The sequence below is a fragment of the Actinoallomurus sp. NPDC052274 genome (assembly GCF_040679475.1).
Lineage (GTDB): Bacteria > Actinomycetota > Actinomycetes > Streptosporangiales > Streptosporangiaceae > Actinoallomurus > Actinoallomurus liliacearum.
Genome location: NZ_JBFAUT010000008.1, coordinates 115,376 through 132,652 on the forward strand (window position 1 = coordinate 115,376; position 17,277 = coordinate 132,652).

Here is a 17,277-nt window from a genome sequence, read left to right on the forward strand (position 1 = left end):
TTGGGTGATCGGCCAATGATCACGAATTGGTCGCCACTCGACGGAACTCCGAGTGATCGGGCGACTTTATGTCTAATCTGCATAGACTGGGGGTCGCCGGGTTTACGGTGCGCTGACGAACGCCCGGCCTTGGCTTGACCTTCGAGACCTTCCGGGAAACGGGACCGGCTCTACCCCCCCGGAGCCGGACCGTCCGGCGACCCCCGCTCTCCCCCCCGGCGGGGGTCGTCTCGTGTCCAGGGGCATTCAGGTTCGCGCGACGCCGCCGGGGCCGGGTTATCCACAGGTTGGCGCAGGGGCCTTTCGAGGGGGCGAGCGGGGCCGCATGGTTGATCTCGCGAAAGCGAGGAGATGCCATGTCCGCGACCGTGTTGATCGTCTCTGCCGACTCCCTGCTCATCGACGACCTGATGCGCCTGGCCACGGCGGCGGACGTCGAGAGCCGGCTCGCCACCGATCCCACGAGCGCGCGGGCCGCCTGGCGCGAGGCCGCGCTCATCGTCGTCGGCGCCGACTTAGCCGGTGACCTCGCCCGGTCGTCTCCCGAGCGACGGCCGGGCGTCATCCTCGCCGCGGCGGAGCCTGACGGCGATGAGGTCTACCGCCTCGCGGTCGAGATCGGCGCGCAGCAGGTCATCGCGTTGCCGGCGGGCGAGACCTGGGTGGTCGAGCAGATGGCGGCGGCCGCCGAGCCGGCCCGTCGACGCGCCGCCGTGGTCGCCGTCCTGGGAGGGCGCGGCGGTGCGGGCGCGAGCGTGCTGGCCGCGGTGCTGGCCGGTGTCGCCGCCCGGCACCGGCTGCGCACGCTCCTGCTCGACGGCGATCCGCTCGGCGGCGGGATCGACCTGGTCCTGGGCGCGGAGGGGACGCCCGGGGCCAGGTGGTCCGACTACGCCGACCGGCAAGGACGGCTGAGCACCGCGACGCTCCACGACTCGCTGCCGGCGCGTGACGGCCTCGCCGTGCTGTCATGGCACCGTGGCGCGGCCGAGCCGGTCTCGCCGGAGACGATGCGGTCGGTGCTCGACGCGGCCGTCCGGGGCTACGACCTCGTCGTGGCCGACCTGCCCCGCCAGCCGACCGACGCCGGCGTCGAGGTGCTGGCGGCCGCCGATTCCACGCTGATCGTGGTGCCCGCCGAGGTCCGCGCCACCGTGGCGGCCGACCGCGTCGCCGACCTGGTCCGCAACTACTCCCGCGACCTGCGGGTGGTCGTGCGCGGTCCGGCGCCCGGCGGTCTCAAACCCGCGGTCATCGCGGAGTCGCTGCGCCTTCCGCTCGCGGGGGTGGTCGCGACCGACCGGCGGCTGGCCACCGCGATCGAGCGGGGCCACCGTCCCGGCCGGGGCGGGGCGCTCGACGGCTTCTGCCGCCGCTTCCTCACGGAGCTCCGGCAGGTCCGGCCGATGAGCGGTGAGGGAGGCGGGCTGCCATGAGCGACCTCACCGAGGCGGTCCGCGGACGGCTCGTCGGCACGGGCGCGGTCCCGACCGCGGCCCAGATCGCGGCGGCGCTGCGGGCCGAGGAGCCCGTTCTCGGCGACACCGAGGTCCTGTCCCTGGCGGATGAGGTCAGGGCCGACCTGGTGGGAGCGGGGCCGCTCGAGCCGCTCCTCCGGGATCCCGATGTCACCGATGTCCTGGTGAACGGCCCCGCAGAGGTCTGGGTCGACACGGGCGCCGGCCTGCGGCTGACCCGCGTACGATTCCCGGACGAGTCCGCGGTACGGCGGCTGGCCCAGCGGCTCGCCGCCGCGGCCGGCCGCCGGCTCGACGACACCGCGCCCTACGCCGACGCGCGACTGCCGGGAGGAGTGCGCCTGCACGCGGTGTTGCCGCCGGTCGCGTCCGGCGGCACCGCCCTGTCGCTGCGCCTGCCGCGACGCCGGGCCTTCACGCTCGCCGAGCTGGTCTCGGCCGGGACCCTGTCCCCGGAGGGAGCGGACCTGCTGGACGCCCTGGTCGCCGCCCGGCTGGCGTTCCTCGTCACCGGAGGCACGGGGACCGGCAAGACGACCGTTCTGTCGGCCTTGCTGTCGCTCGCCGACCCGGGGGAGCGCATCGTCCTCGTCGAGGACTCGGCCGAGCTCAGGCCCGCGCACCCGCACGTCATCGGCCTGGAGACCCGTCCACCGAACATCGAGGGCGCGGGTGGCGTCACCCTCCACGACCTCGTCCGCCAGGCTCTGCGGATGCGTCCGGACCGCCTGGTGGTCGGCGAGGTGCGCGGGCGCGAGGTCGTCGACCTGCTGGCCGCGCTGAACACCGGGCACGAGGGCGGTTGCGCCACTCTGCACGCCAATGCTCCGGCCGACGTCCCCGCCCGCCTGGAGGCCCTCGCGTGCGCCGCCGGCCTCAGCCGGGAGGCCGTACACAGCCAGCTCGCCGCGGCCCTCGACGTGGTCGTGCACCTCGTCCGCGAGGCGCCCGGAGGACGCCGCCGGGTGGCCGCGATCTGTGTCTTCCAGCGGCGGCCGGACGGCCTGGTGGAGGTGGTCCCCGCCGTGTCCTGCGGGCCAGGGGGAGAGATCCGGGAAGGTCCGGGGGCCGCGGCGCTGGCCGCCCGACTCGGGGAGCCGCGGTCGTGACCGCCGTGCTGGCCGTGGCCTGTGTGTTCGCGGGCGTCTGGGCACTGGCGCTGCCCCCGCCGACCGTGCTGCGGTTGACCTCGATCATGGGGACCCGGTCGGCCGGCGAGGCCGCCGAGCGGGTGGCCGCGCCCCGGCCCGCCGACCGGCTGCGCCACGTACGGGGCCTGCTCTTCGGCGGCCGGCGAGACGTCACGGCACGGCGGGCGGCGGTGGTCGAGCTGTGCGACGGGATCGCCGCCGAGCTCGCCGCCGGACGCCCACCCGGCGCCGCGCTGACCGGCGCGGCCGAGGGGCTCTCGTCCATTCCCCGGTTCGAGTCCGTCGTGGCCGCCGCCCGGTCGGGTGACGACGTCGCCGCGTCGCTCGACCGGGCGGCCGTGGCGCCCGGCTGCGAAGGTCTCCGCCTGCTCGCCGGATGCTGGCGCATCGGGATGGACCGGGGCGGCATGCTCGCCTCCGTCGTCGAAGGGCTGGCCGACGCACTCCGCGACGAGCAGACGCACCGCGAGGAGGTCTCCCTGCAACTCGCCGGTCCCCGCGCGACCGCCCGGATGCTCGCCGGGCTGCCCCTCCTCGGCCTGCTCATGGCGATCGCGCTGGGCGCACGCCCTTTCGCCTTCCTGTTCGGCACGGTGCCAGGAGCCCTGTGCTTGGGGCTCGGGACCGGCCTCGACGTCCTCGGCCTGTGGTGGACCAGGCGCCTCGCCATCGCCGCCGAGGAGCCCCGGTGACGGCCCCGAGCCGACGCCGCCCCGAAAACATGCCGAGCGCGGCGAGATCCCCCGACCGCGCCGAGCCCCGGCACCGACACGGGAACCCGGACGCCGCCCCGAGCGACACCCCGGTCGGGTCGTCGCGACGGAGAAAGCGGCCCTTCGAGCGCGCCGGCCTCAAGCGGCATCCCGGTCGGGGCCGATGCGACGGACAGGGCGGGCCTTGGAGTGCGCCGGCCTCAAGCGGCACCCCGGTCGGGTCGTCGCGACGGAGAAAGCGGCCCTTCGAGCGCGCCGGCCCCGAGCGGCATCCCGGTCGGGGCCGATGCGACGGACAAGGTGGGCCTTTGAGCGCGCCGGCCCTGTGGGGGACCGCCGGTGTTCCTTGAGCTGATCGCCATCGGTTGCGCCGGTGTTGCCGGTCTCGTCGTCATCTCGGCCGACGATGCGAGTAAGCGACTGGGCAGGCTGTTCCCTGACGAGCACGGCGGCGCCCGATCCCCGATCGGGTCAGGAGCAGTCGCCGGGAGCGCACGCGCGGTGAGGAACCCGGCGGGAGGGGCACCGAGCACTTCGGTATCCGCCGAGATCCGTTCCGGCACGGCGGCCGGCCGCTCTGGTGCGGCGAACGTGGGTCCGGAGGCTTCAGCGGACGGGACGAGAGATCGGCTCCGGCCCGTGCTGAGCGTCGTCGCGGGTCTTGTCTGCGCGCTGTCGCTCGGCGGCCCGGTGGGCTGGGTGGTCGGCGTGCTCGTGGCGGTCGGATCGATGCGTCTCCTCGCGCGACTCGAGCCGCGGGCGGCCCGCCTCCGCCGGACCCGCGTGGTCGCCGAACTGCCCATCGCGATCGACCTACTCGCGGCGTGCCTTCGGGGCGGTGGTGCGTGGCACGAGTCGGTCGAGGCGGTGGCCGGTGCGGTCGGCGGCCCGCTCGGTGCCGAACTGGCCTACGTGGCGGCGCGTATCCGGCTGGGCGCCGACCCTGCCGCCGAGTGGCTCGCCCTCGCGCAGGACCCCGTACTGGCGCCTCTGGGCCGTGCGGCGGCCCGGGCGGCGTCCGGCGGCGCACCGCTCGCCGCGACGCTCTCCCGCCTCGCCAGAGACCAGCGGCGCGTCGCCCGGGTCGCCGCGGCGTCACGCGCCAGATCCGCAGGGGTGCGAGCCGTCGCGCCGCTGGGCCTGTGCTTCCTTCCCGCGTTTATCCTCCTCGGCATCGTCCCGGCCGTCGCCGGAATCGCCGCGACCGTGCTCTTGCCCTGACCGCCGCACTATCCCGCTGCGCCGAGGGTTTCCGTCGCTGTGACGACGGAAACCCTCGGCGCCGACCTCACCGTGGCGATGACCCCGGCCGTACGAGACCGGTCTGGCGGGCGATGACGACGCTGCGAAGCGCGACCCGGATCAGAGCCACGGCGGGGACATCACCAACTCGCAGCGGGGACGGGTTATCCACAGAACCGCATTCGGATGTGGTGGGTGTCTGAGCGCTCCGCAACGCTGGATCCCGGACGTGCTCGCGTCCGTCGTCCGAACAGGAGGGCCCACATGCACATCGTTTCCGCGCTGAGGCGCCGCTGGCAGGCGCGCAAGGCCGATGACGGCATGTCCACCGCCGAGTACGCCGTGGGCACCGTGGCGGCCGCCGCGTTCGCCGGCCTGCTGTTCAAGATCGTGACCAGCTCCGAGGTCCGGCAGATGCTCTTAACGATCATCCATCGCGCGCTCAACTTCGTCGGGTGACCGACCGCCGCGCGCAGCGCGCATCGCCAGGCGCATCCGGCCGTCTCACCGGGTCGCCGCGGCTCTCCAGCCCGGTGTTTCGCCGGGTCCCCGGACGGCCGCGGACACAGGAGACGGCCGGCGGGCCGAGGCCGGATCGTTGGCCTGGGCCGTCCGGGCGCTCGGCTGTGGCGGCGTGGGGGCGTCGGCGATCGGGTGGCTCGGAGCGAGGCTGGCCGTCTGAGACGTTCGCGTGCTCGGCTGTAGGGGTAGTGCGGGGCCTTCGGCGATCAGGTGGCTCAGAGCCGGGCCGGTGGCCTGGGCCGTCCGTGCGCTCGGCTGTGGCGGCGTGGGGGCGTCGGCGATCGGGTGTTTTGAGGCCCGGTCGGTGGTCTGGGTCGTTCGTGCGCTCGGCTGCTGCGGCGGTGTGGGTGCGACGGCGACCGGGTGATTCGAGGACGCGTGGGGATCGAGGCTCGGTGACGGTTGAGACAGCGGTCGCCTTTCCGGCGCTGGTCCTGCTCCTCGCGATCGCCCTGTGGGGCGTGAGCGCCGCGGCAGCGCAGGTGGCGTGCGTGGACGCCGCTCGAGCGGGTGCCCGCGCCGCCGCCAGGGGCGAGTCTCTGGCCGAGGTCCGTGCCGCCGTTCGCCGCGCGGCACCGCCCGGGGCGGGCGTCTCGATCAACCGTGATCGTCGGTTCACCCGGGTGCGGGTGAGAGCCACCGTCGACTCTCCGATACGACGGCTGTTCCCGGCGCTACGGCTGCGAGCCCAGTCCGTCGCCGCCACCGAACCGGAGGGAGGGGGCCAACCGATCTCTACACGGAATTGACCGCTCCACCAGGTCACCGGTGCGGCCGCACGCGGCCCAGGACAGCGAAGGACGACCATGTCCGACCGTATGCGGCTCATCCGGCAACGCGACCGACGTGCGCTTCCCGATCGCACGCGCCCCGGTAGCGCGGCGCACCACCGCTTTGGGCGGCGTGCGCTGCGGGAGGCCTTTCCGCTGGGGAGCGGGTGGCGTGCGCTGCGGGAGGCCTTTCCGCTGAGGAGCGGGTGGCGTGTCCGGAGGGCGGGCCGTGGCGATCGGGGGTCGGGCACTGTGTGGATGGTCGCGTTGATCGGAGCCGTGTGGTCGGTGGCCGTCATGGCGATGGCGGTGGGCGGGGCGCGTGTCGCACGGCATCGCGCGGACGCCGCCGCCGACCTGGCGGCCCTCGCCGCGGCGGCCCATGTGGCCGAGGGATCCGAACACGCCTGCGAGCTGGCCGCACGAGTCGCCCGCGCCTCGGAAGCGTTGCTCCGGCGGTGCGCGTTCCGCGGCCGGGTCGTCGATGTCATCGTCACCGCCCGCGTCGGCGCCCTTCCGCGAATGGGCCGGCTGACCGCCACCGCGCGGGCACGCGCCGGGCCGGTCGATGACGATTCAGGCTCCGTCCCCGATTTCCCGGCTTCGACCGTCACCCGCTGGGCTTCGCCTCGTTGAACCCCTCACAAGTATCCAGAGATCTCCTGCCCTGCCCTGCATGTTTCGGTATTGATCGGTGACACTATTGGAGCTAGTGTCCGATAAGCTGCTGCGAACAATTACCCCCACCAGCCTCGAAAAGCCCTACAGTCACTCGGAACGGCCGACACGCGTTCACCGCGGGGTCGTTCCCGAGCAAGGGCTGAAAGTCGCCGCCGGAGTTCAGCAGACCGGGGCGACGGAAGAGTGTCGACGAAGGGACGGCGTCTTGAGGAAGGTCGGCAAGGTCGCCACTGTCGCCCTGATGACTCCCCTGGCCACGGCCGCCATCACGCTCGGCATCAGCGGCTCCGCGAACGCTGCGAGTCCCTGCTCGTTGCTGGGGAGCGCATCGATCAGCCCTCCCTCCGGACCGGTTACGGCGGGGTCGAGTGTCCACGTGAGCGCCACGGTCAAAGGAATGCTCTCGGCGCATCTACAGATCTCCGGGCCCGGCATCGATCAGCAGGTCGGATCACGTACCGGCAACGGCACTATCGCGGGTGATGTGAAGGTCTCCGAAGCCGGATACTTCACCCTGAGCGTCGTCGGGGACATCACCAAGTGCACGTATGACACCAGCGGATTCTCCGTGAAAGCCCGGGCGACGGAGGCTAAGCCGACGCCGACGCACTCCAAGACGCCGAGCAAGAGCCCGAAGTCCGGGAGTGACCCGACCGCTCCGGGTTCGGTTCCGAACCTGCCCACCGGCACGGATTCCGGCAGCGGTACGACAGGCGTTCCGGGGACGCAGCCCTCGAGCAGCAACAACTCGCCGTTCAGCCTGCCGTCGCTGGCGCCGAACGGCTCCGGGGTCGGGTTCCAGTACCCCACTCCGGATCCGCAGATCGCCGCGCCGGCCGCCAAGCAGATCCAGGCCGGTGACGCCTCCGCGACCACCCCGGTCAAATGGGGCCAGAGCATCGCGGCCGCGCTGGTGCTCCTGCTGCTCTCGGCGCACTTCGGCATGTGGTCCCGCCGCCAGCGTCTCGCGGCGGAGGCTCGCGCCGTACAGACCGGCCCCGCCGGGAAGAGCACGCGTGGTCGGGGTCCCGCCGCCGGGCGGCGCCGGAGAAGGCCACCGATCACCGAGCTCGCCACCGCGGGAACCACCTCGTCCGGCGTCGCCCAGACCGGCACGCCGACCGGGACGAGTGAGTCGGGCGCCGCCGAGACGGCTGCGGCCACCGAGTCCGCTGCTACGGCGGAGGCGACGCAGGCGTCTTCGGACGGGTCGGCGGCGGAGAAATCATCTCCCACCGCCGCCGAGGAGGCCACGCCGGCTCGTCGTGGCTACCGCGGGCGTCGTCGTCGCCGCTGAGAGCCCGTGCGTCCCTGCCGCCAGTTGAAGAGGCGGTGCGTCTCTGCCGCCAGTTGATGAGGCGGTGCGTCTCTGCCGCCACTGAGGGAGGGCCTCTTGGCCCTGCCGCGGCTAACGGTGAAATGGGTCGCTGCCGCGCCTAATGGTCTCTTGGTTCTCTGCGGTCGCTGACCCTCAGAGTCCCACGGGCCTCTGCCGCCGCTGAACGCCCCACGGGCTCTGTCCCGTGGGGCGCTGCTGCCGGTGAGGGCTCGTCGCCTTCGTCGCTGCGGGTTCATGCGTCGGCGTCGCCATCCGCCGCCGGCGGCAGGTGCCGGCGGCGCGGCCGGGCGCTCAAGACGGTCCGAGCACGGGATCTACGGCCGGTCGGCTCCGGTGGCATCCGGAGTCGGTGGGCTCCAGGTGAGGGCGGAGTCCAGGGCCTTCAGTATGGACGCCGACGGGCTCAGGCGGACGACCCAGTCCCGAACCGTCGCGGCCGGAGACCAGCTCCACTGCGCGACGGTTCCGATCAGGCGGGACCGGCGCGCGATCATCTGGGCGCGGGCGCGGCGCCGGCGGTCGTAGGCAGCGAGCGCCGACTCGATGGTCGGGTGTGCGGCGAGCATCGCGGCGAGGGTGACGGCGTCCTCCAGCGCCTGGTTGGCGCCCTGTCCCATGTCCGGTGTCATCGCGTGTGCGGCGTCGCCGAGCAGCGCCGTCGTTCCCCGGACGAAGGTAGGCAGTGGCGGCAGGTGGTAGATGTCATGGCGCATGACCGCGTCCTCGGAGGCGGCCGCCAGGAGTTCGGGGATCGGCGCGTGCCAGCCGTTGAAGCGCCGCCGCATCTCCGCCAGTTCGCCGTCGGGGCTGCGCTGTCCTTCGGGGGCGCTCGCGGCACCGAACAGGTACGTCGTACCGTCGGCGAGCGGCACGATGCCCACGCGTTCGCCGCGCCCCCAGGTCTCACCGCCCGACGTGAGGGGGCGACCCGTGTCGACGATCACGCGCCAAGCCGTGTATCCGGCATAGCGGGGGTCCGGGTGCCCCGGCCACAGGGAGCGCCGGACGACGCTGCGGATGCCGTCGGCGCCCACCAGGAGATCACTCCGTGACGTTCCCGCGCTGTGCCGCACCTCGATCTGCGGACCATCGATTCCGACCCCGCTGACCTCGGTGCCCGTGCGCAGCGCCGTGGCCGGCACGGCCTCGCGCAGAATCTCGAGCAGGTGAGCGCGGTGGACCGCGACCACCGGGCCGTACCGGCGCTCCAACTCCTGGACGTCCGTTCGCGACAACCACCGGCCGGTCATGTCGCGGATGCCGCCTTCGGTCTCGGTGAGGGTGCGCTCGCGGACCTGGTCGCCGAGGCCGAGCGCGTCCAGCGCGCGTACGCCATTGGGCCACAGCGACAATCCGGCCCCGATCTCACCGAACGTCGCGGCCCGCTCGAGGATCTCCACCTGCCAACCTCGGCGGTGCAGCGCGATGGCCGCTGCCAGGCCGCCGATGCCGCCGCCGACCACGATCGCCTTGCGTCCGCTCGCCGCGCCGCCGAGCGCGCTGCCGTCCATCCGGCCTCCTTCCCCACGGGCGTGGGGTCACCTCGCCTCTGCCCAGCCGTCCGTTCCCGAGCCGGGACGTCCGACGCCACCGGACGAGACGCCGGCAGGGAGCCGGACCGATCCGGCGCGCACCAACAGGGTCGCGCACCGTACCCGACGCTCGGCGATCGGCCTCCCGCCTAGTCAGGAGTCCCGACTGAGCGGGGCGTATCACCCGCTGTGGCGCGCGATCTCCGAGCGTTTCGTCCGGCCTCGCCAGGCCCGGCGTACTGCCCTGGACGGCGCGCGTCGGGAGGAGGGGCGAAAGTCTCGGTGATCGCCGTCCGCGCCGGCTCTCAATCGCCCCGAAAGCAGGGCGAGCTGGTCGTCGCGGCGCGGCTTCACCGAGACTTTCGTGCGAGTGCCGGGAGCGGCGGCTGTACGGGGGCGGCCGTGGGGCGGAGGGGTCAGTCGGTGCGGTCGGAGAAGGAGGAGACCGGGTCGCGGTCGGGGGCCGGGCGGCCGGCGACGCGGATGTCGTCCGCGGTGGTGGCCGTCTCTCCGGCGGCACCGCGGGCGCGGGCGAGTTCGCGCTGCAGCCGCTGCTTCTCCATCTCCAGCGTGCTGATCGACTCGCGGTGCTCCTCTCGCAGGTCACGGAGCTCGCGGCGGACGCGCAGCGCCCGGTTCAGCGTCAGGAACGCCAGGCCCATGCCCAGCATGAACACGAACGCCACCAGGACGCCTGCGGCGAAGACCTGTCCCTCGGTCTGCACGCCCGGCACGTGCTGGCCGAAGATGTCGATCGAGGCGGGTGATGAGTTCTCGGACCGCAAGAGTCGGGCGGGCGTGATCAGCGTGGTGGTCGCAAGAGTCGAGTCGGTTCGATCAGCGGGGCGGGGCCTGCTTCAGCGGGGCGGGGCCTGCTTCAGCAGGGCGTCGAGCAGGTCGAGCGCGCCCTGCTTGTCGAGGGGGTCGTTCCCGTTGCCGCACTTCGGCGACTGGATGCAGGAGGGGCACCCGTGCTCGCACTCGCAGTCGGCGATCGCCTCACGGGTCGAGCGGAGCCAGCGCCCGGCCTGTTCGTAGCCGCGTTCGGCGAAGCCCGCGCCGCCGTCGTGTCCGTCGTAGACGAACACCGTCATGCGGCCGGTGTCGGGGTGCAGTGCCGTGGAGACGCCGCCGATGTCCCAGCGGTCGCAGGTGGCGAACAGTGGCAGCAGGCCGATCGAGGCGTGCTCGGCGGCGTGCGCGGACCCGCCCACGTCGGCGTCGCCCAGCACGCGCAGGGCCTCGTCGGGCAGCGTCCACCAGACCGCCCGGGTGCGGAGCGTGCGCGGCGGGAGTTCGAGCGGGCGTTCGCCGAGGACCTCGCCGCTGGCGAGGCGGCGCATCTGGTACGAGACGACCTGCTGGGTGACCTCGACGGTGCCGAAGCAGAGGGTCGCCTCGCCCCAGGACGTCGACCGGAGGGTCTCCAGGATCGAGATGTCGGTGACGTCACGGGCGGTTGTCGTGTAGTCGGGGTCGGCAGCCTCCACCAGCGCCACCGAGTCGTCCAGGTCGAGGGTCTGGACGACGTACGACTCGCCCTGGTGGAGGTAGACGGCGCCCTGATGGACGGTCGTGTGCGCGGACGGCTCGTCGACCGTGCCGAGCAGGCGTCCGGTCGCGGCCTCGACGACCTGGACGGGCGGTCCGCCGGCGCCGCGGATGTCGGCGAGGTCGGTGGCCCGCTCGCGCTTGGTCCAGTACCACCCGGTGGGCCGGTGCCGGAGCATCCCCCGGCGTACGAGATCGGGCAGGATCTCCCCGGTCGACGGGCCGAACAGCGGCAGGTCCTTCTCGGTCAGCGGAAGCTCGGCGGCCGCGGCGCACAGGTGTGGGGCGAGGACGTACGGGTTGTCGGGGTCGAGGACGGTCGCCTCGACGGGCGTACCGAAGATCGCCGATGGGTGGTGCACGAGATAGGTGTCGAGAGGGTCGTCGCGGGCGATGAGGACGGCGAGGGCGTCCTGGCCGGAGCGGCCCGCGCGGCCGGCCTGCTGCCACAGCGACGCGCGCGTGCCCGGCCAGCCGCAGATGATGACCGAGTCGAGGCCGGAGACGTCGACGCCGAGTTCGAGGGCGTTGGTCGAGGCGAGCCCGACGAGCTCCCGGGAGCGCAGCGCCTTCTCCAGCGCGCGCCGCTCCTCCGGCAGGTACCCCGCGCGGTACGCGGCGACGCGGGCGGGCAGGTCCGGAGCGATCTCCTCGAGGGCCCGTTTGGCGCCGAGCGCGACGGCCTCCGCGCCGCGCCGCGAGCGTACGAACGCCAGCGTCTGCACGTCCTCGATCACCAGGTCGGCGAGCAGGTCGGCGGCCTCGGCGGTGGCCGTGCGGCGTACGGGGGCGCCCTGCTCGCCGCGCAGGTCGGTCAGCGGCGGCTCCCAGAGCGCGAACGACGTCGCGCCGCGCGGTGAGGTGTCCTCCGCCACCTCCGCCACGTCCACGCCGGTCAGCCGGGACGCGGACAGGCCGGGATCCGACGCGGTCGCCGAGGCCAGGATGAACACCGGCTCGGCGCCGTACCGGGCGCAGACGCGCCGCAGCCGGCGCAGGATCTGCGCGACGTGGGAGCCGAACACCCCGCGGTAGCCGTGCGCCTCGTCCACGATGACGTAGCGGAGCCGGCGCAGGTACGGCGCCCAGCGCGCGTGGCCGGGCAGGACCGTGCGGTGCAGCATGTCGGGGTTGGTGAGGACGTAGTCGGCGTACTGCCGGACCCAGGCGCGCTCGTCGGCCGGGGTGTCGCCGTCGAAGGTCGCCGCCCGCAGCCGGGCGAGCTTCAGGCCGCGCAGCGAGCGGAGCTGGTCGGCGGCCAGGGCCTTGGTCGGGGTGAGGTAGAGCACCGAGCCGCCGTCGAACACGCCCTGGAGGGCGGGCAGCAGGTAGGCGAGCGACTTGCCCGAGGCGGTCCCGGTGGCGATGATCACAGACCTGCCCTCGTGGGCGAGCTCGGCCGCCTTGACCTGGTGCTCCCACGGGCGGTCGACGCCGGCCAGGCGCAGCCGGTCGACCAGGAGCGGCGGCGCCCACGCGGGCCAGTCGGCGGTACGGCCGTCGCCTGCGGGAACGCTCTGGACATGGGTGATGCGACCGCGGCGGCGAGGGTCGTCGAGCAGGCGGCGCAGGATCAGCGGGGCGCGCCCGTCCGGGGCGGCACGGCCGCGCGCGGCCGACGGGGCGTCGCGGTCGGAGGGGAAGGCGGAGTCCGTCTCTATGGCCTGCGTCACCCCTTCGGTTGAAAGTGGTTCGCCATGCGGAGGTTTCCAGTCTGGCATCCTGGGCACAACGCTTGGGCCGTCACGTGCCTACCCCCTGCTCGCACGAGGCATACGCCACGCTGGGCGGGGTCGCCCTGTGTGGTGATTTCGTGTAGACACGATGGCGGAGCGTGGTTGAATCACGGCGGGGTTCCATGGCCCCGACTTCCATACGCGGCACGGCGCAGGAGGATCTGTGGATCCTGAAGGTGAACGACTACACCACCGACGATGACCTCACCGTCATCAACGTGGAGGGAGAGATCGACGTCTACACCGCGCCGAAACTCCGCGAGAAGCTCATCGACCTGGTGAACAAGGGCAAGTACCACCTCCTCGTCGACATGGAGAAGGTCGAGTTCCTCGACTCCACCGGCCTCGGGGTTCTGGTCGGCGGGCTCAAGCGGGTTCGGGCGCACGACGGCTCGCTGGAGCTCGTCTGCACGCAGGAGCGCATCCTGAAGATTTTCCGGATCACCGGCCTGACCAAGGTCTTCGGCATCTTCGACTCGGTCGACGACGCGCGAGAGCACCGCAAGAAGCAGAAGTAGGGTCGGATGGCGCCCGAGACAGCCACCGTCGAGCTCGCGTTCAGTCCCCTCCCGGCTCATGTCCGCACCGCCCGGTTGATCGCGACCGCCGTCGCCCGGCGGGGCGGGGTCGAAGAATCGTTGCTCGACGAGGTGCGGTTGGCGGTCGGCGAGGCCTGCTCCCGAGCGGTGGAGGCCCATCGGCAGCAGTGCCCGGAAGAGCCCGTCCGGGTGGAGCTGCGGGACGGCGGGGATCGGTTCGTGGTCGTGGTCACCGACCGGGTGCCCGACGACGATCCGACGCGTAACGGCGGCACGGGGCCGGTCGACCTCACGGAGCTGAACGGCGACCTCAATCTGGGGTTCGCCGTCATCGCGGGGCTGGCCGACGACGTGGACATCGCTTCGACGCCGTCCGGAGTCGAGATCACAATGAGCTGGCCGGTCAAGAAGGACTGACCGGCCCGATCCGTCGGTCGGACGGGCATCGGCCGGCATGAAGGCTTCGCCCCCGGGGTCGCGTGATACGCGACTCCGGGGGCTTCTGCTTTATACGGGCACTACACTTTTCCCAGTTTTCGCGGCCCTAATCCCCTGATCGCCGCTTATGGACAGCTTTTTGGTCAAGAAGTGGATCGCCGCGTAAGTCCGCTTTGACCAGCGAAGATGCCTCTGACTAACCGCGTAGTATTAATTTCTGGTGCAGCGAGTGTCACATCTCGGTCGCATTACCGTTAAGCAACCGAGCAGGCTTCTAATTCCGGCTACGCCTGCGTAGACTCCCGGCACCATTGCCCCGCCCGACGCGTGGCGGTGGCCGGTCACCCCTGGGGCGATCGGATCGAACGCGGCTGTCGAGGAGGATGCATGTCTGGGCTTCACCCGCCCGCCCAGGCCAGTGCGGAGGTGAGTCTCGGCGGCAGCGACCTCAGTCTGGTGGTCGTTGTCGGCGTGATCGCCTTGTTGGCACTGGCTGTCGCAGGCGTCTTGGTTCGCGAGGTACTCGCCGCGAGCCAGGGCACCGAGAAGATGCAGAGCATCGCAACGGCGGTGCAAGAGGGCGCGCTGGCGTACCTCAAGCGCCAGTTCCGTACGGTCGGCATCTTCGTGGTCATCATTCCGTTCCTGCTGCTCCTGCTTCCGGCGGAGACGACCGGGGTGAAGATCGGTAGATCGGTGTTCTTCGTCGTCGGCGCGCTGTTCTCCGGCATTACCGGGTTCACCGGAATGTGGCTCGCCGTGCGAGGCAACGTCCGGGTCGCGGCGGCGGCGCGCGAGACCGGCGAGAAACTCGCGATGCGGATCGCCTTCCGCACCGGCGGCGTCGCCGGAATGTTCACCGTCGGCCTGGGCCTGTTCGGCGCCGCCGTCGTCGTGTTCGCCTACAAGGGCAAGGCCCCGGGCGTGCTCGAGGGCTTCGGATTCGGGGCCGCGCTGCTCGCGATGTTCATGCGGGTCGGTGGCGGCATCTTCACCAAGGCGGCCGACGTCGGCGCGGACCTCGTCGGCAAGGTCGAGCAGGGCATCCCGGAGGACGACCCGCGCAACGCGGCGACGATCGCCGACAACGTGGGCGACAACGTCGGTGACTGCGCCGGCATGGCGGCCGACCTGTTCGAGTCGTACGCCGTCACGCTCGTCGCGAGCCTCATCCTCGGCCGGGTGGCGTTCGGCACCGAGGGGCTGGTCTTTCCGCTGATCGTGCCGATGATCGGCGTGATCACCGCGGTGATCGGCATCTTCGCGGTCGCGCCGCGGGCCAAAGACCGGTCGGGCATGAGCGCGATCAACCGCGGCTTCTTCATCTCGGCGGTCATCTCCGCGGTCGCGGTCGCCGTGGCGACGTTCCTGTACCTGCCCGACTCGTTCGCCAAGCTGCACGGGGCCAACGCCTCGATCACCGGCGACTCGAACCTCGCCGACGTCGACCCGCGCTGGGTCGCGCTCGGCGCCGTGCTGATCGGCATCGTGCTGGCCAGCGCCATCCAGTTGCTCACCGGCTACTTCACCGAGACCAACCGCCGTCCGGTCAGGGAGACCACCGACAGCGCCCGTACGGGCCCGGCGACCGTCATCCTGTCGGGCATCTCGCTCGGCCTGGAGTCGGCCGTCTACACCGCGCTGGTGATCGCCGCCGCCGTGTACGGCGCGTTCCTGCTCGGGTTCGACAACACGACCGTCGCGCTGTTCGCGGTCGCGCTGGCCGGCACGGGTCTGCTCACCACGGTCGGCGTGATCGTCTCGATGGACACGTTCGGCCCGGTGTCCGACAACGCGCAGGGCATCGCGGAGATGTCCGGCGACGTCGAGGGCGAGGCCGCCGGCGTGCTGGAGAGCCTCGACGCGGTCGGCAACACCACGAAGGCGATCACCAAGGGCATCGCCATCGCCACCGCGGTGCTCGCGGCGACCGCGCTGTTCGGCTCGTTCCGCACGACGGTGGTCAACGAGCTGACCGGTGCGAGCGACAGCGTCAAGAAGGCCCTCGGCCCGACGTTCCAGACCTTCAACCTGGGCGTCGACAACCCGAACGTCCTGATCGGTCTGATCATCGGCGCCTCGGTGGTGTTCCTGTTCTCCGGTCTGGCGATCATGGCGGTCGGCCGCGCGGCCGGACGCGTCGTGGTCGAGGTGCGCGAGCAGTTCCGCACCAAGCCCGGGATCATGGACTTCACCGAGAAGCCCGACTACGACCGCGTGGTCAGCATCTGCACCGCCGACGCGCAGCGCGAGCTGGCCACGCCCGGTCTGCTGGCGATCATGACGCCGATCGCGGTCGGCTTCGCGCTCGGGTACGCGCCGCTCGGCGCCTACCTCGCGGGTGCGATCGCGGCCGGCGCCCTGATGGCGGTGTTCCTGTCCAACTCCGGTGGCGCCTGGGACAACGCCAAGAAGCTCGTCGAGGAGGGCAACCTCGGCGGCAAGGGTTCGGAGGCGCACGCGGCCACGGTCATCGGCGACACGGTCGGCGACCCGTTCAAGGACACCGCGGGCCCGGCGATCAACCCGCTGATCAAGGTGATGAACCTCGTGTCGCTGCTGATCGCCCAGGCCGTCGTCACGTACGCCGCGAACACCGTTCTGCGGGTCGTCGTCACCGTCGTTTCGGTCGGCATCATCGTCGGCGCGATCGTCGTCTCGAAGCGGCGGGCCTCCTCCATCGGCGGGGAGGCCGAGCCGGCCGTCGAGAGCGGCGCGAAGGCGCCGGGCGGCGCGGAGGACACGGACGAGGAGGCCGCGTCGGCCAAGGCGTCGTGACCGCATCAGCCACTCTGTGAAGAGGGCAGAGGGGGCCGGACGGATCACCGTCCGGCCCTCTCCGCGTGTACGGGCAGGATGAGGCCCTCGCGCCGCGGCCCCTGACCGGTGCGTCTGCGGCCAGGGGGCGGGGTGTGGTCGGGGCACTGCGGGGAGGCGGCAGACTGGAGGCATGCAGAAGTCCCAGCCGTCCGGCGCGAAGGGGTTCGCGATCCTCGTCGGCGTGATGGTCGCGATCGTTCTGGTGATCATGCTGATCGCCGTCATCTTCTCCCCGCACTGATGCCCACGCTGATCGTGCTGCGGCACGCCAAGGCCGACTCTCCCCTGGGCACGCCGGACTTCGAGCGCCCGCTCACCTCCCGCGGCCGGCGCGACGCGCGGGCCGCGGGCGACGAGCTCCGCGCGGCCGGACGCGTACCCGACCACGTGATCTGCTCGCCCGCCGTGCGCACCCGGCAGACCCTCGAGGAGCTCCGGATCGACGCCCCCGTCGAGTTCGACGACCGGGTGTACGACAACGATCCCGAGGCGATTCTCGACCTGCTGCGGGCTCGGCCCGACGAGCCGGCCACGCTCCTGCTCGTCGGCCACAACCCCTCGATGCACCGGCTGGTGCTCGACCTCGGGGGCGCTGCGGGGGAGGGCTTCCCGACGTCGGCCACGGCGGTCATCGACTTCGACGGAGACTGGTCCGACCTCTGGCCGGGCGCCGGCCGCCTCACCGCGTACTGGACCCCGCGCACCCGCTGACCCGCCTCCGATTACCCGGCCTTTCGTACGCTTACTGCGGGAGGACTCGGACGG

The 17,277-nt window shown here is 72.3% G+C and carries 15 protein-coding genes; 12 read left to right on the plus strand and 3 right to left on the minus strand.

The window, feature by feature from the left end:
- Positions 1–356: 356 nt before the first annotated feature.
- The 8 genes from ssd to AB0K82_RS09905 all read left to right on the plus strand — a co-directional run bounded on the left by ssd (position 357) and on the right by AB0K82_RS09905 (position 7,854).
- Positions 357–1,436, plus strand: coding sequence for a septum site-determining protein Ssd (gene ssd / locus AB0K82_RS09870; protein WP_364394869.1), 1,080 nt, complete (start codon positions 357–359; stop codon positions 1,434–1,436).
- Entirely contained in the window at positions 1,433–2,587 is a 1,155-nt protein-coding gene (locus tag AB0K82_RS09875; protein ID WP_364394871.1) for a TadA family conjugal transfer-associated ATPase, read from the plus strand. Before ssd ends, AB0K82_RS09875 begins: the two co-directional genes overlap by 4 nt.
- Positions 2,584–3,321, plus strand: coding sequence for a type II secretion system F family protein (locus AB0K82_RS09880; RefSeq protein WP_364394873.1), 738 nt, complete (start codon positions 2,584–2,586; stop codon positions 3,319–3,321). Before AB0K82_RS09875 ends, AB0K82_RS09880 begins: the two co-directional genes overlap by 4 nt.
- A 660-nt stretch (positions 3,322–3,981) precedes the next feature.
- Positions 3,982–4,563: a type II secretion system F family protein gene (locus AB0K82_RS09885; protein WP_364394875.1), complete on the plus strand. Its 582-nt coding sequence runs from the start codon at positions 3,982–3,984 to the stop codon at positions 4,561–4,563.
- A gap of 285 nt (positions 4,564–4,848) precedes the next feature.
- On the plus strand, positions 4,849–5,043 hold the full coding sequence (locus AB0K82_RS09890) for a DUF4244 domain-containing protein (protein WP_345365978.1): 195 nt from the start codon (positions 4,849–4,851) through the stop codon (positions 5,041–5,043).
- Between the two features lie 458 nt (positions 5,044–5,501).
- Positions 5,502–5,855: a TadE family type IV pilus minor pilin gene (locus AB0K82_RS09895; protein ID WP_364394877.1), complete on the plus strand. Its 354-nt coding sequence runs from the start codon at positions 5,502–5,504 to the stop codon at positions 5,853–5,855.
- A 216-nt stretch (positions 5,856–6,071) separates the two neighbouring features.
- Entirely contained in the window at positions 6,072–6,512 is a 441-nt protein-coding gene (locus AB0K82_RS09900) for an Rv3654c family TadE-like protein (protein WP_364395051.1), read from the plus strand.
- A gap of 529 nt (positions 6,513–7,041) precedes the next feature.
- Positions 7,042–7,854: a hypothetical protein gene (locus tag AB0K82_RS09905; RefSeq protein ID WP_364394879.1), complete on the plus strand. Its 813-nt coding sequence runs from the start codon at positions 7,042–7,044 to the stop codon at positions 7,852–7,854.
- Positions 7,855–8,210: 356 nt separating this feature from the next.
- On the opposite strand, the gene AB0K82_RS09910 is transcribed toward AB0K82_RS09905, so the two are convergent.
- From AB0K82_RS09910 to AB0K82_RS09920, 3 genes are all read right to left on the minus strand, one after another.
- Positions 8,211–9,407, minus strand: a complete 1,197-nt coding sequence (locus tag AB0K82_RS09910; protein ID WP_364394881.1) for an FAD-dependent monooxygenase — start codon at positions 9,405–9,407, stop codon at positions 8,211–8,213.
- Between the two features lie 437 nt (positions 9,408–9,844).
- Positions 9,845–10,213 carry a hypothetical protein gene (locus AB0K82_RS09915; RefSeq protein ID WP_364394883.1) on the minus strand — a complete coding sequence of 123 codons (369 nt, stop codon included), beginning with the start codon at positions 10,211–10,213 and terminating at the stop codon, positions 9,845–9,847.
- 72 nt (positions 10,214–10,285) lie between these two features.
- A complete protein-coding gene (locus AB0K82_RS09920; protein WP_364395053.1) occupies positions 10,286–12,553 on the minus strand; it encodes a DEAD/DEAH box helicase in 2,268 nt (755 codons plus the stop codon).
- Positions 12,554–12,837: 284 nt separating this feature from the next.
- Between AB0K82_RS09920 and AB0K82_RS09925 the strand changes: the two genes are divergently transcribed.
- From AB0K82_RS09925 to AB0K82_RS09940, 4 genes are all read left to right on the plus strand, one after another.
- Positions 12,838–13,233, plus strand: a complete 396-nt coding sequence (locus AB0K82_RS09925) for an STAS domain-containing protein (protein WP_364394885.1) — start codon at positions 12,838–12,840, stop codon at positions 13,231–13,233.
- Positions 13,234–13,239: 6 nt separating this feature from the next.
- On the plus strand, positions 13,240–13,671 hold the full coding sequence (locus tag AB0K82_RS09930) for an ATP-binding protein (protein ID WP_364394887.1): 432 nt from the start codon (positions 13,240–13,242) through the stop codon (positions 13,669–13,671).
- A 408-nt stretch (positions 13,672–14,079) separates the two neighbouring features.
- A complete protein-coding gene (locus tag AB0K82_RS09935) occupies positions 14,080–16,470 on the plus strand; it encodes a sodium-translocating pyrophosphatase (RefSeq protein ID WP_364394889.1) in 2,391 nt (796 codons plus the stop codon).
- A gap of 282 nt (positions 16,471–16,752) precedes the next feature.
- On the plus strand, positions 16,753–17,223 hold the full coding sequence (locus AB0K82_RS09940) for a histidine phosphatase family protein (RefSeq protein ID WP_364394891.1): 471 nt from the start codon (positions 16,753–16,755) through the stop codon (positions 17,221–17,223).
- Positions 17,224–17,277: the final 54 nt, after the last annotated feature.